The 14,691-nt window shown below is 64.6% G+C and carries 12 protein-coding genes; 5 read left to right on the top strand and 7 right to left on the bottom strand.

Annotated elements, in window-relative coordinates; translation table 11 throughout:
* Positions 1 to 75: 75 nt before the first annotated feature.
* On the top strand, positions 76 to 4,977 hold the full coding sequence (locus J7573_RS16120; RefSeq protein WP_294337174.1) for an alpha-2-macroglobulin: 4,902 nt from the start codon (positions 76 to 78) through the stop codon (positions 4,975 to 4,977).
* Between the two features lie 132 nt (positions 4,978 to 5,109).
* Here the strand turns inward: J7573_RS16120 and J7573_RS16115 are convergent, their stop codons facing one another.
* A complete protein-coding gene (locus J7573_RS16115) occupies positions 5,110 to 5,403 on the bottom strand; it encodes a hypothetical protein (RefSeq protein ID WP_103445815.1) in 294 nt (97 codons plus the stop codon).
* A 77-nt stretch (positions 5,404 to 5,480) separates the two neighbouring features.
* Between J7573_RS16115 and pbpC the strand changes: the two genes are divergently transcribed.
* The 4 genes from pbpC (at position 5,481) to J7573_RS16095 (ending at position 10,821) form a co-directional block, all read left to right on the top strand.
* Positions 5,481 to 7,835: a peptidoglycan glycosyltransferase PbpC gene (gene pbpC / locus J7573_RS16110; RefSeq protein ID WP_294337171.1), complete on the top strand. Its 2,355-nt coding sequence runs from the start codon at positions 5,481 to 5,483 to the stop codon at positions 7,833 to 7,835.
* A gap of 92 nt (positions 7,836 to 7,927) precedes the next feature.
* Positions 7,928 to 9,586, top strand: coding sequence for a POTRA domain-containing protein (locus tag J7573_RS16105; RefSeq protein ID WP_294337169.1), 1,659 nt, complete (start codon positions 7,928 to 7,930; stop codon positions 9,584 to 9,586).
* 201 nt (positions 9,587 to 9,787) lie between these two features.
* Complete coding sequence (locus J7573_RS16100; protein WP_294337281.1) at positions 9,788 to 10,246, top strand: helix-turn-helix domain-containing protein; 459 nt, start codon at positions 9,788 to 9,790, stop codon at positions 10,244 to 10,246.
* On the top strand, positions 10,246 to 10,821 hold the full coding sequence (locus J7573_RS16095; protein WP_294337166.1) for a PIN domain-containing protein: 576 nt from the start codon (positions 10,246 to 10,248) through the stop codon (positions 10,819 to 10,821). Before J7573_RS16100 ends, J7573_RS16095 begins: the two co-directional genes overlap by 1 nt.
* Positions 10,822 to 10,839: 18 nt before the next feature.
* Here the strand turns inward: J7573_RS16095 and J7573_RS16090 are convergent, their stop codons facing one another.
* The 6 genes from J7573_RS16090 to J7573_RS16065 all read right to left on the bottom strand — a co-directional run bounded on the left by J7573_RS16090 (position 10,840) and on the right by J7573_RS16065 (position 14,677).
* Entirely contained in the window at positions 10,840 to 11,622 is a 783-nt protein-coding gene (locus tag J7573_RS16090) for a response regulator transcription factor (RefSeq protein ID WP_294337164.1), read from the bottom strand.
* Between the two features lie 119 nt (positions 11,623 to 11,741).
* On the bottom strand, positions 11,742 to 12,212 hold the full coding sequence (locus tag J7573_RS16085) for a prepilin peptidase (RefSeq protein WP_294337162.1): 471 nt from the start codon (positions 12,210 to 12,212) through the stop codon (positions 11,742 to 11,744).
* 165 nt (positions 12,213 to 12,377) lie between these two features.
* Positions 12,378 to 12,947, bottom strand: a complete 570-nt coding sequence (locus J7573_RS16080; protein ID WP_294337159.1) for a DUF4136 domain-containing protein — start codon at positions 12,945 to 12,947, stop codon at positions 12,378 to 12,380.
* 19 nt (positions 12,948 to 12,966) lie between these two features.
* A complete protein-coding gene (locus tag J7573_RS16075; RefSeq protein WP_294337156.1) occupies positions 12,967 to 13,602 on the bottom strand; it encodes a DUF4136 domain-containing protein in 636 nt (211 codons plus the stop codon).
* A 23-nt stretch (positions 13,603 to 13,625) separates the two neighbouring features.
* Entirely contained in the window at positions 13,626 to 14,375 is a 750-nt protein-coding gene (locus tag J7573_RS16070) for a methyltransferase domain-containing protein (RefSeq protein WP_294337153.1), read from the bottom strand.
* A complete protein-coding gene (locus J7573_RS16065) occupies positions 14,372 to 14,677 on the bottom strand; it encodes a MazG-like family protein (protein WP_294337150.1) in 306 nt (101 codons plus the stop codon). The genes J7573_RS16070 and J7573_RS16065 overlap by 4 nt, the downstream gene beginning before the upstream one ends.
* Positions 14,678 to 14,691 lie beyond the last annotated feature (14 nt).

Here is a 14,691-nt window from a genome sequence, read left to right as displayed (position 1 = left end):
CGGTGAAAGTCCTGGACCCACCGTTGCGCTATAGTTGCTGCCCTCACGTACACGCTGCCAAAGAGTTCCCACTCCATGTTCAACAAAGGATTGTTGCTGGCCTGCGCGCTGGCCTTGCTCAGTGCCTGTGATTCCTCGACGCCGGGCAAGCCCGCTGCCACCGATAAACCGGCCGCGAGCGCTACCGTCGAGGCCCCGGCGCCCAAGCGCGAGGACCCCGCCGTCCTCGCCAAGCGCTACGAAGGGCGCGAGCTCAGTGTGCTGGATGTCTCGGAAGTGCAACTCGATGGCGCCAGTACCCTGTCGATCAGCTTCTCGGCACCGCTGGACGCCAAGCAGGACTTCGCCGCCAAGGTGCACCTGGTCGATACGGTCAAGGGCAAGGTCGACGGTGCCTGGGAGCTTTCCGACAACCAGATGGAATTGCGCCTGCGCCATCTGGAGCCGCAGCGCAAGCTGGTGCTGACCGTCGACAAGGGCTTGCTGGCGGTCAACGGCAAGCAGCTCGACAGCGAATCGGTGAGCCGCCTGGAAACCCGCGACATGCAACCTACCGTTGGCTTTGCCAGCCGTGGTTCGTTGCTGCCCACCCGCCTGGCCGAAGGCCTGCCGGTGATCGCGCTGAACGTGCCCAAGGTCGATGTCGAGTTCTTCCGGGTCAAGCCAGAAATGCTCTCGACCTTCCTGGCCAACTGGGGCCGCAACAGCAGCCTGTACTACTACCAGTCCAAGGAAACCCTGGACATGGCCGAGCTGGTCTACAGCGGCCGTTTCGACCTGAACCCTGCGCGCAACACCCGCGAGACCGTGCTGCTGCCGATTGCCGGGATCAAGCCGCTGCAGGAGCCAGGCGTGTACCTGGCCGTGATGCGCGCCTCGGGGACCTATGATTATTCGCAGCCGGCGACGCTGTTCACCCTCAGCGACATTGGCGTGTCTGCCCACCGCTACCGTGATCGCCTGGACGTGTTCGCCCAGGCCCTGGAAGGCGGCAAGGCACTCAAGGACGTCAACCTCGAACTGCATGACGACAAGGGCAAGCTGCTGGCCCAGGCCAAGACCGATGGCGCCGGCCATGCGCAACTGCCGATCACGGCCAAGGCCGATACCCTGATCGCTACCCAGGGCGTGCACACCACCTTGCTGCGCCTGAACACCGCGGCCCTGGACCTGGCCGAGTTCGACATTACCGGCCCCCAGGCCAACCCGCTGCAATTCTTCATCTTCGGCCCGCGAGACCTCTATCGCCCGGGTGAAACGGTGCTGCTCAACGGCTTGCTGCGCGACCAGGATGGCAAGCCGGTCAAGGCCCAGCCGGTCAGCGTGGAGGTGCGTCGCCCGGATGAGCAGGTCAGCCGCAAGTTTGTCTGGGAGGCCGACGCCAATGGCCTCTACCAGTACCAACTGCAACTGGCTACGGAGGCCCCGACCGGCCGCTGGCAACTGCTGCTCGACCTCGGTGGCGGGCGCAAGCAGGTTTACGAGTTCCTCGTCGAAGACTTCCTGCCCGAGCGCCTGGCACTTGAGCTCAAGGGCAGCGATACGCCGCTGTCGCCCGAGGAAGATGCGCGCATCCAGGTCACTGGCCGCTACCTCTACGGTGCGCCGGCTGCCGGCAATCGCTTGAGCGGCCAAGCCTATGTGCGCCCACTGCGCGAAGCCGTGCCGGCACTGCCGGGTTACCAGTTCGGCTCGGTTACCGAAACCGAACTGACCCAGGATCTGGAGCTGGACGAAGTGACCCTCGACCAGGCCGGCAAGGCCGTGGTCGATATCGAGAGCCACTGGGCCGAAGCACGCTCGCCGCTGCAGTTGACCGTGCAGGCCAGCCTGCAGGAGTCTGGCGGCCGGCCGATCACCCGCCGCCTCGAACAGCCAATCTGGCCTGCCGAGCGCCTGCCTGGCCTGCGTGGCCTGTTCGACGGTGAGGAAACCGACAGCGACGGCCCGGTGGAATTCGAATTCCTCGTGGCCGACCGCGCTGGCAACAAGCTCGCCGCCAACGACTTGAAAGTGCGGCTGATCCGCGAGCGCCGCGACTACTATTGGAACTACTCGCAGAGCGATGGCTGGAGCTACAACTACAACGAGAAATTCCTCACCCAGAGCGAGGAGACCATCAGTGTCAAGGCCGGCTCCACCGCCAAGCTGAACTTCCAGGTGGAGTGGGGCCCGTACCGCGTCGAGGTGGAAGACCCCGAGACCGGGCTGGTTTCCAGCGAGCGCTTCTGGGCCGGTTACCGTGCCCAGGACAACGCCGAAGGCGGCGCGGTGCGACCAGACCAGGTGAAGCTGGCGCTGGACAAGCCGGCCTATGCCGATGGCGCCACCGCCAAGGTCACCGTGACCCCGCCTGCGGCCGGCAGCGGCTACCTGATGATCGAGTCCAGCGATGGCCCGCTGTGGTGGCAGGAAATCGAGGTGCCCGCCGAGGGCAAGACCTTCGATGTGCAACTGGACAAACAGTGGGCGCGCCACGACCTGTATATCAGCGCGCTGGTAATCCGCCCAGGTGAGCGCAAGGCCAATGCCACGCCCAAGCGCGCCGTCGGCGTGCTGCACCTGCCGCTGGCGCGTGCCGAGCGCAAGCTCGCGGTCAGCCTGCAGGCGCCGGAGAAGATGCGGCCCAAGCAGCCGCTGACGGTGAAGATCAAGGCCGCCAATGCTGACGGCAGCGTGCCGAAGCAGGTGCATGTGCTGCTGTCCGCAGTCGATGTGGGCATCCTCAACATCACTGACTTCAAGACCCCCGACCCGTTCGCCAGCCTGTTCGGCCGCAAGGCCTACGGCGCCGACCAGCTGGACATCTACGGCCAGCTGATCGAAGCTGGCCAGGGCCGCCTGGCCAGCCTGGCCTTCGGCGGTGACGCGGCAATGGCCAAGGGCGGCAAGCGCCCCAATACCACGGTGACCATCGTTGCCCAGCAAAGCCTGCCGGTGACCTTGAACGACCAGGGTGAAGGCGAGGCGACCGTCGATATTCCCGACTTCAATGGCGAGTTGCGGCTGATGGCCCAGGCCTGGACCGAGGAGCACTTCGGCATGGCCGAAGGCAAGACGATCGTGGCTGCACCGCTGATCGCCGAACTGTCGGCGCCACGCTTCCTGGCCGGTGGTGACCGCACCAGCCTGGCGCTGGACCTGGCCAACCTGTCGGGGCGTGCGCAACAGTTGAGCGTCGAGATCCACACTGAAGGCCAGCTGAGCCTGACGGCCAGCGCCCAGCAGACTATCGCCCTGGCCGAAGGCCAGCGCAGCACGCTGCTGATCCCGGTGCAGGCCATGGGCGGCTTGGGGCAGGGCAAGGTGCAGGTGCGGGTCAATGGCCTGCAACTGCCGGGCGAACCGGCGAACACCTTCGAACGCGAATGGACCCTGGGCGTGCGCCCGGCCTACCCGGCGATGCTCAAGCATTACCGCGTGGCGCTCAAAGACCAGCCATGGACCCTGCCGGAAAGCGACCTGGCCACCTTCGAACCAGCGGGCCTGGAAGCCAGCCTGGCGCTGTCGAGCCGCCCGCCACTGAACCTGGCCGAGCAGATCCGCGCCCTCGAAGCCTACCCATACGGCTGCCTGGAGCAGACCACCAGCGGCCTCTACCCCTCACTGTACGCCGATGCCGCCAGCCTCAAGCGCCTGGGCATCAAGGGTGAGCCGGCCGAGGTGCGCAAACGCAAGATCGAGATGGGCATCGAGCACCTGCTGGGCATGCAGCGCTACAACGGCAGCTTCGGCCTGTGGAGCTCGGACAGTGAAGAGGAATACTGGCTGACCGCCTATGTCACCGACTTCCTGCTGCGTGCCCGCGATCAGGGCTACGGCGTGCCGGCCGAGGCTTTGAAGAAGGCCAACGAGCGCCTGCTGCGCTACTTGCAGGAACGCAACCTGATCGAAGTCGACTACAGCGAGAACGCCGAGCACACCCGCTTTGCCGTGCAAGCCTACGCCGCGCTGGTGCTGTCGCGCAGCCAGCAGGCGCCGCTGGGCGCCTTGCGCAGCCTGTTCGAGCGCCGTGCCGATGCCCGCTCCGGCCTGCCGCTGGTGCAGCTGGCGGTAGCGCTGGACGCCATGGGCGACAAGCCGCGCGCCGAGCAGGCGCTGCAGGCGGGCCTGGGCATCAGCCGCAGCAAGGGCTGGATGGCCGACTATGGCAGCAGTCTGCGCGACCAGGCACTGATCCTGGCGCTGCTGCAGGAGAGCAAGCTGGCCAGCAACCAGGTCGACCAGCGCCTGTTCGCCCTGTCGGACGAACTTGCGGCCAACCGTTGGTTGTCGACCCAGGAGCGCAACGCCTTGTACCTGGCCGGCCGTGGCCTGCTGGGCAAGCCGGAAACACCGTGGAAGGCACGCCTGGACAGTGCCGGTGAAGTGCGTGAGTTCAACAACGTCGAAGCGGGCATGAAGCTCGAAGGGCCATTGCTGGCCTCGCCACTGAGCGTGCAGAACGAGGGCAGCGAAACGCTCTATCAGCAACTGACCCTGTCGGGCTATCCACGCCAGGCGCCTGTCGCGGGTGGCAACGGCATGGAGATCCGCCGTGAGTACCTGGGCATGAATGGCCAGGCGCTGGACCTGCATAACCTGCGCAGCGGCGACCTGGTGCTGGTGCACCTGGCGCTCAAGGCCAGCGATCGCGTGCCGGATGCCCTGGTGGTCGATTTGCTACCAGCAGGCCTGGAACTGGAGAACCAGAACCTGGCGCAGAGCGCTGCCAGCCTGGACAACGCCAGCAGTGCGGTGAAGCAGTGGCGCGAGTCGATGCAGAACGCCAGCGTGGTGCACCAGGAGTACCGTGATGACCGCTACGTTGCAGCCCTCAAGCTCGACGGCTATGGCACCACGCACCTGTTGTACCTGGCGCGTGCGGTGACCCCGGGCACCTACCGGGTGCCGCCGCCGCAGGTGGAATCGATGTACCGGCCGAACCTGCAGGCGGTGGGGGATGGGCAAGGAGAGATGACGGTAAAGGCGCGCTAAGGCTTCGCGGACCCTGTAGGAGCGGCCTTGTGTCGCGAGCGGGCCGCAAAGCGGCCCCGGCGTTAGGTGCGACGCAGCTGGAACCGAGGGGCTGCTGCGCAGCCCGTTCGCGATACAAGGCCGCTCCTACAATCAGTGAATGACCCAGCTCATCACCCACAACCCCAACACCAGCCAGATGATCCCGAGGATGATCGAGGCACGCATGAAGGCGCGGATTGCCGAGTACAGCAGCATCAGGCCGATGATCAGGGCGAGGATGCTGAGCAGCGAGGTGTCCATGCCCAACGTGCGTGCCAGGCCATCGATGAAATTGCCCCCGGCGTTGGCCAGCAGGTTGAACAGGCCGCTCATGATGTCGACGATGAAGCGGATCAACGAACCCAGTGCCTGGCCAAGCCACTCGAAAAAACCTTCTACATGCATAGTTGCTTCCTGATGAACGAATCGGCCCGTTTGCCGTTCCCAAGCCTTTGGCCATCACCTGGCCAGGTCGGTTCCCGATGCCAAGCTTAGCGCGGCCACGTACCCGAGCGGGAAGGCTTGTGCGTGCTGCCGTGATCAGCCTGTTGATGCTGCTCGGCCTGTTGTGGCTGGCCGACCGCATCTGGCCGCTGCCGATGCCGGGCAATGACCTGGCGCGGGTGGTGCTGGCCGAAGACGGCACGCCGTTGTGGCGCTTTGCCGATGCCGATGGTGTGTGGCGCTATCCGGTCAGCCCGGAAGACGTTTCGCCGCTGTACCTGCAGGCCCTGCTGACCTACGAGGACCGCTGGTTCTACCGCCACCCGGGGGTCAATCCGCTGGCCCTGGCACGGGCGGCCTGGCTCAACCTGCGGGGTGGGCGGGTGGTGTCTGGCGGCAGCACCTTGTCGATGCAGGTTGCACGCCTGCTCGACCCGCATGATCGCACCCTGGCCGGCAAGCTGCGGCAGCTGTGGCGCACCGCGCAGCTGGAGTGGCACCTGTCCAAGCGCGAGATCCTGCAGATCTACCTGAACCGTGCCCCGTTCGGCGGTACCTTGCAGGGCGTGGCTGCTGCCAGCTGGGCTTATCTGGGCAAGTCACCGCAACATCTCACGCCCGCCGAGGCAGCACTGCTGGCGGTGCTGCCGCAGGCACCGAGCCGCTTGCGCCCGGACCGCCATCCGGCCCGAGCCCAGCGTGCCCGCGACAAGGTGCTGCAGCGCCTGGACGAGTATCAGGTGTGGCCGGCGCAACAGATCAAGGAGGCTGCCGAGGAACCCTTGCTGCTGGCCCCGCGTCAGGAGCCCGCGCTGGCGCCCCTGCTGGCACGGCGGCTGAATACCCCTGACAGCCCGACGTTGATTCGCACCACCCTCGACGCCTCGCTGCAGCGGCGCCTCGAGGACCTGCTGCTGGGTTGGCGCGCACGCCTGCCGGAGCGCACCTCGGCGGCGATCCTGGTGGTCGAGGCGCAGACCATGGCGGTACGCGCTTACCTGGGCTCGATCGACCTGAGTGACGAGCGCCGTTTTGGCCATGTCGACATGGTCCGCTCGTTGCGCTCGCCGGGCTCGACGCTCAAGCCGTTTCTCTACGGTCTGGCCATGGATGATGGCCTGATCCACTCCGAATCGCTGCTGCAGGATGTACCACGTCGCTACGGTGACTATCGCCCCGGTAACTTCTCGATGGGCTTCAGCGGCCCGGTATCGGCCAGCTCGGCACTGGCGCTGTCGCTCAACCTTCCGGCCGTGCAATTGCTCGAAGCCTATGGGCCCAAGCGCTTCGCCGCGCAGTTGCGCATGGCCGGCATGCCGCTGGCGCTGCCACCTCTGGCCGAGCCCAACCTGGCATTGATTCTGGGCGGCGCCGGTAGCCGCCTGGAGGACCTGGTCGGCGGCTACGCGGCACTGGCCCGGGGCGGCAACAGTGCGCAGGTTCGCCTGCAACCACAGGATCCGTTGCTGGAGCGCCGGCTGATGTCGCCAGGCGCGGCCTGGATCATCCGGCGCATTCTCAGTGGCCAGGCGCGGCCCGACCGCGACCCGCATGCCGAACTGGTACAGCGCCCGCAACTGGCCTGGAAGACCGGTACCAGCTATGGCTTTCGCGATGCCTGGTCGATCGGCGTGGGGCCGCGCTACCTGATCGGGGTATGGATCGGTCGCCCGGATGGCACGCCGGTGCCCGGGCAGTTCGGCCTGGCCTCGGCGGCACCCTTGATGCTGCAGGTGCACGACTTGCTGAGCAACCGCGACAGCCAGCGGGGCATCCGGATACCGGTGGAGCGTGTGCCGGAAAGTGTTGGCGTGGCGGCCATCTGCTGGCCGCTCGGCCAGCCCATGAACCGACAGGACCCGAACTGCCGGCGCCAGCGTTTTGCCTGGACCCTCGATGGCACGACACCTCCCACGTTGCAGGCCGCCGACCAGCCCCTTGGCCTGGGCCTGCGCGAGAGCCTCTGGGTCAATGCCCAGGGCCTGCGTGTGGACGGCAGTTGCCCAGGCGCCAAGGCGCTCGACATCGCCTTGTGGCCGGCACCGCTGGAACCTTGGTTGCCACGCGTCGAGCGGCGTGCGGCGCGGCTCCCTGCGGTGGACCCAGGCTGCCCGCCACAGGTCCCGGCCAGCGCGCCGCCGCTGACCATCGTCGGTGTACGCCCCGGCGACAACCTGCGGCGCCCGGCCACCAGTAGCGAACCCTTGCAGTTGCGCGTTTCTGCCCTGGGTGGCGGCGGGCGGCGCTGGTGGTTCCTCAACGGCCAGCCGCTGGGTGAAAGCGAAGGGCAGGAGAGCGTGCTGGTGCGTTTTGACCAGGTCGGGCAGTTCGAGCTCAGTGCCCTGGACGAAAGCGGAGAAACAGCGCGGGTAACGTTCCAGGTCAACGAGTAGACGTTCGACGTTTACCGGGGCAGCACCTACGCTTGCAAGTGACGGGTGAGGCCGGCCGACGCCCCGGTACCCAAGGGATTGTGGAGCGTCCTATGCGTCTTGTGCTGATGCCCCTGTTGCTTTCGCCCTGGGCCAGTCTGGTGATCGCCGAGCCCTTGCCAGTGTTCCTCGATGGCCATGAATACGAGCGTCGCCTGCCCAGCGCGAACCTGCCGATCGAGGCCTACCGCCCACTTGCCCCAAGCCTGCAGCTGGCGCCGCCCAGCTCGGTGTCCGACACGTTGCCCGTGACGACGCGTTTCGTGCTGCACAAGGTGCGCTTCGAAGGCGGTACGGTCTACCCGTTGAGCGAATTGCGCGAGCATTACCAGCCCTTGATTGGTCGCGAAGTCAGCGTTGGCGAGCTGCAGCAGTTCACCGAACGCCTGACCCGGCGCTACCAGCGCGACGGCTACCTGCTGTCGCTGGCCTACCTGCCTGACCAGGACTTTGCCGAGGGGCGCGTGCATGTCGTGTTGGTCGAGGGGTATGTCCACGACGTGCGGCGTGAAGGGGATATCGGGCCCGCTGGCGCTTACCTCGACCAACTGCTGGAGCGCTTGCGGGCGGAGCGCCCGTTGACCCAGGCGACGCTCGACCGCTTCATCGGCCTGGCCCAGCGCATCCCCGGAGTGACGCTGCAGGCTGCCTTGACCCAGGCTGAGCACAGCGAGGGCGCCGCGCAGCTTACCGTGCATGCCTTGCGCAAGCCCTTCGATGCGGCAGCGACCTTCAGCGATGGCAGCCGTGATGGCCCGCAGGGGCTGTTCAAGGTAACCAGCAATGCCCAGACCCGTTTTGCCGAGCAGTTGACGGCCAGCGTGCTGCTGCCACCGGGTGATGACCACAGCCATTACCAGCGCCTCGATTACAGCCAGCATCTGGATGCACAGGGTAGCCAGCTGCTGCTTTCGGCCGCTCGCTACCGCAGCGAGCCGCGCACACCTGTGCCGCTGGAACATGGTTTGCAGTTTTCCCAGCGGATTGAAAGCGAGCGCTATGCAATCGGGCTTGGCCAGCCAGTGATCGTCACGGCGGATGAATGGCTGGCGGTGACCGGGCATGTCTACTCGGTCAGTGAGCATGACGAAGCTCTCAGCGGCGGCCTGGGGCGCAACGACACCTATGTGCGCGCGCTGTCGTTCGAGGGCGATTGGCGCAAGGTCGAGGCCGGGCGCCTACGCATGGTCAGCGCCGGGGTGTATCAGGGACTGGATTACCTGGGCGCACGCAGCGATGCCGACTACGACATGGACTTCCTGCGCTTTCGCGTGGCGGGGTTGCAGAGCGACCCGCTGTTTCAGCGCTGGCAGGGCGTGGTGTCAGGCGCCTTGTACTGGACCGATGACCGGCTGCCCGACAGCGAGCGTGCCGTGTTTGGCGGGCAGAACTTCGGCCATGGCTACCCCCAGGACCAGGCTGCGGGGGACAAGGGCTGGGGCGTAGCCTATGAGCTGAACTACAGCCTCCAGCCTGATGCTGGCTGGGTGCGGCTGGTGCAGCCGTATGCGCTGCTGGATGCTGCGCAGGCCTGGTACAACGGCGGGCCATTCGAAGATACCAGGATGCGTTCGGCGGCATTGGGTGTGCGGCTTGGGGATGGTCAGTACGGCAATGTGGCACTGGAGGTGGCCAAGCCATTGGCGGATGTGGCGTTGGATAGCATGAGCCGCGAAGCTCGCCTGGTAATCAACTTCAGTTTTCGGTTGTAGACCCCTTCTTGCGAGTGCGGCGCAGGTTTTGGGAAAAGTCCTACGAACTACAGCGGTTGGCGTCTGATTGTCTCTGGAACGGCTACCACCCTAATCTTTTTGGCAAAGGTGAAAGAGCTCTTTGCGTGAAGCACATGCTTGAGTTTTCGTTTATTTCGATTAGCATCGAGGGTGACCCGCATGACGCATGAGAGCGTGATCATGAGCATATCTTCAAAAACCGACTTTCCAGAGGCCCGCGAGATCGCTGCGGCGCTGCAGGGGCAGAGAGACCTGGCAGCTTATCTGTGCACCCAGGCAGACATGCAGCGGATACAGATCTATGACGCCTCCAGCCAGGCGCATACGGTCGAACTGCCAACCAGTGCATTGCGCCTGCTGGTCGATATCCTGGGTGAGCTGGCACAGGGCAACTCAGTACGTGTAGTGCCGGTACATGCAGAGCTGACGACCCAGGAAGCAGCTGACATCATCAATGTTTCGCGACCACACCTGGTCAAGTTACTGGAGGAGGGGGCTCTGCCTTTTCACAAGGCAGGGCGACATCGCCGGGTTCTGTTTTCCGATTTGATGGATTACAAGCAACGGCGTGATGCGGCCAGCCACAAGGCGCTGGATGAACTCTCCGCGTTTTCGGAGGAGTTGGGGCAGAGCTACTGATGCGCGAAGCAGCATTCACTGCCATCTGTGATGCTTGCGTGCTGTACCCGGCTCCGCTGCGCGACTTGTTGCTGAGGCTTGGAGGAAAGGGCATCTACCGTGCCCGGTGGACACGCGAAATTGATGAGGAGTGGAAACGCAACCTGCTCACCAATCGCAAGGACCTGACGCGTGATCAACTGGACCGACTCTCTGGGCTGATGGAGGCCGCGATTCCGGACGCTTTGATATCGGGTTATGAACATCTTGGAGCATCGTTGGTGCTGCCGGACCCTGATGATGTTCATGTACTTGCAGCCGCGATCGCGTGCAGTGCGCAGGTCATCGTCACATTCAACCTGAGAGACTTCCCTGCATCGGTACTTCAGGGTTACTCAGTAATAGCCCTGCATCCGGACGAATTCATTATGGAGCTTTGGAGTCAGGATCAGGCTGGCGTCCTTGAGGCAGCCGCGGATATGCGACGTAGCCTCAAGCGATCACGGTTCACTGCTGACGAATTCGTCGAATGTATTCTCAGGCAGGGCTTACCCATGACGGCAAACGCCCTGCGTGACTACTCGTTGCTGATCTGAGCGGCCAATGCGCGATACTTAATGGGTGGTGAACCGCTGATGCACCGGTGAAGAACTCGGCGTCAACGCCAACGCCAACTGGGTGCGGTTGTGCATGTGGGTCAGGCGCAATACCTGCGACACATACAGTTTCACTGTGTTCTCGGTGATCCCCAGTTCACAGGCAATCTGGTAGTTGGTCTTGCCCTTGCTCACCAGCCGGGCGACCTCCAGTTGCCGCGGAGACAGTTTCTCGAACGCCGCAGGCAGCTCACCTTCAACCACTTCTTCAACGACATCGGTGGCGCGGCGGTGGACGCCCTGGCCGCGGGCTTTCTCCAGGTCCTGATAGAGTTCATCGATGGAGCCGGCCAGGTCTTGCAGGCGCTGATTGAGGTTGCCCAGGTCCTGAAGGTTGGCCTTGCGCTCCAGCAACACCTGCTCCTGACGGCGCACACCTTCGAGCAGTTCGTCGAGGTCCATGGGCTTCTGGTAATAATCGGCGAAACCTTCGCGCAGGGCGCGGATCACGTCCTGCTTGTCGGCACGCCCGGTGAGCATGATCGCTTCGAACATGCGCTGGCGCCCGGCAATGTCTTTCAGCGCCCGGACCAGCTCGATGCCATCGCCTTCGGGCATGTGCAAGTCGCACAGCACCAGACCGATGGCTTCGTCGGCTACGAAACGTTTGATGGCTTCTTCGGTGGAGTGAGCCGCCACACAGTGGTGGCCTTGGATTTCGAGGAATTCACACAATTGTTCGACGATCAGTGGCTGGTCATCTACGACCAGAACCTTCACGTCACTGAATGACTTGTTCACGATCAACTCCCTGTTCGTAAGCGGCCCTGCTCCCGGGCCAGACGCTCTGGCAGCTTAAAAATAGACGCTCCTCGCGATTCTGTACAAGTTATGTACAACTGATCGGACCACAGGGATGTTCATTGGATCCATACAGCCGTGAGCAGAAAGCCCGCCAGTACGTAGGGGACGAAGGCTTGTTTGTCGCCCATTTCTTCTGTCAGGGTAGCCAGGCGCTTCTTCACCTTGGGGTTGAGCAGCGTCCACAGGCGCCTGCGGCTGAGCAGCCACAGCACCACGCTGACCCCCGCACCGATGAAGGTGCCGAGCACGTATTGCGGGCTGGTCGCCAGGGCCAGTGCGCCCATCAGCTTGACGTCGTCGGCGCCGAAGCGGCCCAGCATGTAGCCTGGCAGGGTCAACAGCATGACGATGGCCAGGGCCCAGCCAGCGTCACTGGCATCGGCGCCGATCCAGGTGTGGCCAGTGGCGAACAGCCAGACCAGGGCGCCAGCGGCGAAACCCAGGGTCAGCATGTTGGCGATCTGGCGCTCGCGAATATCTTGTTCAGTGCACAAGGCAAGCCACATCAGGAGAACAATGCTTTGCATCGGCAGGCCGCCTTTCCCATTCGTTGAACACTGCTACCCGGTCAGTCAGGTTTCCTAAACAGGGTAGACGCGATCTGACGAACGGGCATGGCAGGGTGGCAAAAAGGTCGTTGTGGGAGCCGCGCTTGCCGGCGATGGGCCGCAGAGCGGCCCCCTGCGATTGGTCTATTTCACCCGGCCCGGCGGGTAGTTGCCGAGCACCTGGGTAACGGTCTTCTGGATTGCGCTGTTGCGCTCGTCGGGGCTAGGCGGGTAGTTGTTCATGATCTGTTCGGCACTGCCGCGCCAGACCAGCTTGCCGTCATGGCCATCGAACATGTCGATCTGGATGGTTGCCACCTTGTAGTCGACGCTGCGGGTTTCGTTGTACATCGGCCCGCCCCAGTAACCGTTCCAGTAGCCGCCCCAGGCGCCGCCATAGTTGGTGGTGATCTGTTGCTGGCGTTGTTCGACGATCAGGTAGGCGCGGACGGTGACGTCAGGCCTGGCATTGCCCTGGACGGGGCGCAGGCCGCGTTGGTCGAGCTGGTCGGCAACTGCCGCGCGGATGCGTTGCTCGGTCAGGTCGCTCTTGATGCGTGGATCATCCGGGCGGTATTGCAGGCCCGGTTCCTGCCATGCCCAGCTGCGATAGGCGGCAAAATCGCGGCTGGCGTCGAAATCCTGCTGAACGTTGTTGCTCGAGCAGGCGGCGAGCAGCAGCGCGAATGACAGTAGAACGAGGCGGCGCAACATGATGGATCTCCGTTAGGCATTAACTGGGAGGATAGCCGCTGAGCGCCTTGTGAACCGATTCACGCAGGGCGGTCTCGCGATCGCGCGGCGAGCCTTTGTCGCTGCCGCTTTCAGCGCTGGCGCTCCACACCGGCTGGCCATTGCGGGCATCGAACAGGTCGATGCGCACCACCATCACCTCCACTTCGTAGGTGCGTACGATCGGCACGCTGCCGTAGGCGCCGTAACCGTTGCGGTAGCCGCCGAAGCCGACACCGCCGTAGGGGTACGGGCCGTAATAGGGGTCGTAAGTGTCATAGTCACGCACCTGGCGCAGGCGCCGCTCCAGGCGCATGTCGGCACTCACCAGCAGGTCGCCGGTGCTGCCCCGGGCAGGGCGCAGGCCGTGTTGGTCGAGGGCGCCGCTGACCGCGTCGGCAATCTGTGCAGGGTCGGCGTCGGCATTCCCGCTTGGCAGCTGGCCGTCACGCCAGCTCCAGCTGCGGTAGTGCCCGTAGTCGCGCGGCGCCGCCGGGTAGGCGCTGGCGTCGAAGGTGCTGGCCGCTTGCGGGGGGGCTGGCGGCAGCGGGCGGCTGCTGGCCACATAGGGGTTGCTGGCCTGGCAGGCGGCCAGGGTGAGCGGCAGCAGGGCCAGGCACAACAGACGGTACGGCATGTATCCCTCCCGGAGGGGCGCAGTCAGCGGGGGCGGCACATCCAGTGCAGGTAGCGGCCGAGCCCGGCGAAGCTTGGGTGACGGCGGTGGGCCAGTTCCATTTCCAGCAGGTCGAGCAGCTCGGCCTTGTCCTGGAATTCCTTGGGCATGTAATCGTGGAAGACGCGCACGCCACTCTCGCTTTCGACTTGCCACATCACTTCAAGTTGCGCCTTGAGTTCCCGTGGATCAAGCGGTTTTTGCGGGGTCAGGCTCTGCTTTTCGCCTTCCAGGCGGTTGCTGCGCAGCTTGCGGAAATGGCCTTTGAGCAAGTTGCGGTAGACCAGCGCGTCGCGGTTGTAGAACGCCAGCGACAGCCAGCCACCCGGGGCCGCCAGCTGATGCAGAACCGGCAGGATGCTCTGCGGTTCGGCCAGCCATTCCAGCACGGCGTGGCACAGCACCAGGTCATAGGGCTCGGTGAGTTGGCCAAGCAGCTCTTGCCAGGGCGCCTGGATGAAGGTTGCCGATTGCCCTGCTTCTGCGAAGCGCGCCCGGGCACCCTCGAGCATCGGTGCGGCGGGTTCGGCCAGCGTTACATTGTGCCCGCGCTGGGCCAGCCACAAGGCCATATGACCCAGGCCGGCACCGATGTCGAGCACCCGCAGCGGTCGATCGGGCAGGGCATCGGCCAGGTCGGCCTGGAGCACCGCCAGGCGGATCGCGCCCTTGGCGCCGCCGTAGATTTTCTCGGCAAAGCGTGTGGCCAGCTCATCGAAGTGACGGTCGTTCATGGCGCGAAACGCCTCTCGCTGTCGGCCAGCTTGGCTCGTACCACCTGTTCCATGTCCAGGCCCAGCTCGCTGCACAGCAGCAACAGGTAAAGGACCACGTCGCCGACTTCCTGGCCGGCGTGGGCCAGCTGATCGGCGGGCAGCTGGCGCGATTGGTCTTCGCTCAGCCACTGGAAAATTTCCACCAGCTCGGCCATTTCGACGCTGGCGGCCATGGCCAGGTTCTTCGGGCTGTGGAAGCCGCGCCAATCGTTGTTGTCGCGGATCTGGTGCAGGCGTTGGGTGAGTTCTTGCAGGTTCATCGGGGTCTGGCTCT

It is taken from the genome of Pseudomonas sp., from assembly GCF_017744435.1.
GTDB lineage: Bacteria > Pseudomonadota > Gammaproteobacteria > Pseudomonadales > Pseudomonadaceae > Aquipseudomonas.
The sequence above is the reverse complement of the archived record's forward strand: the minus strand, read 5'-3'. Positions and strand labels throughout refer to the sequence as shown.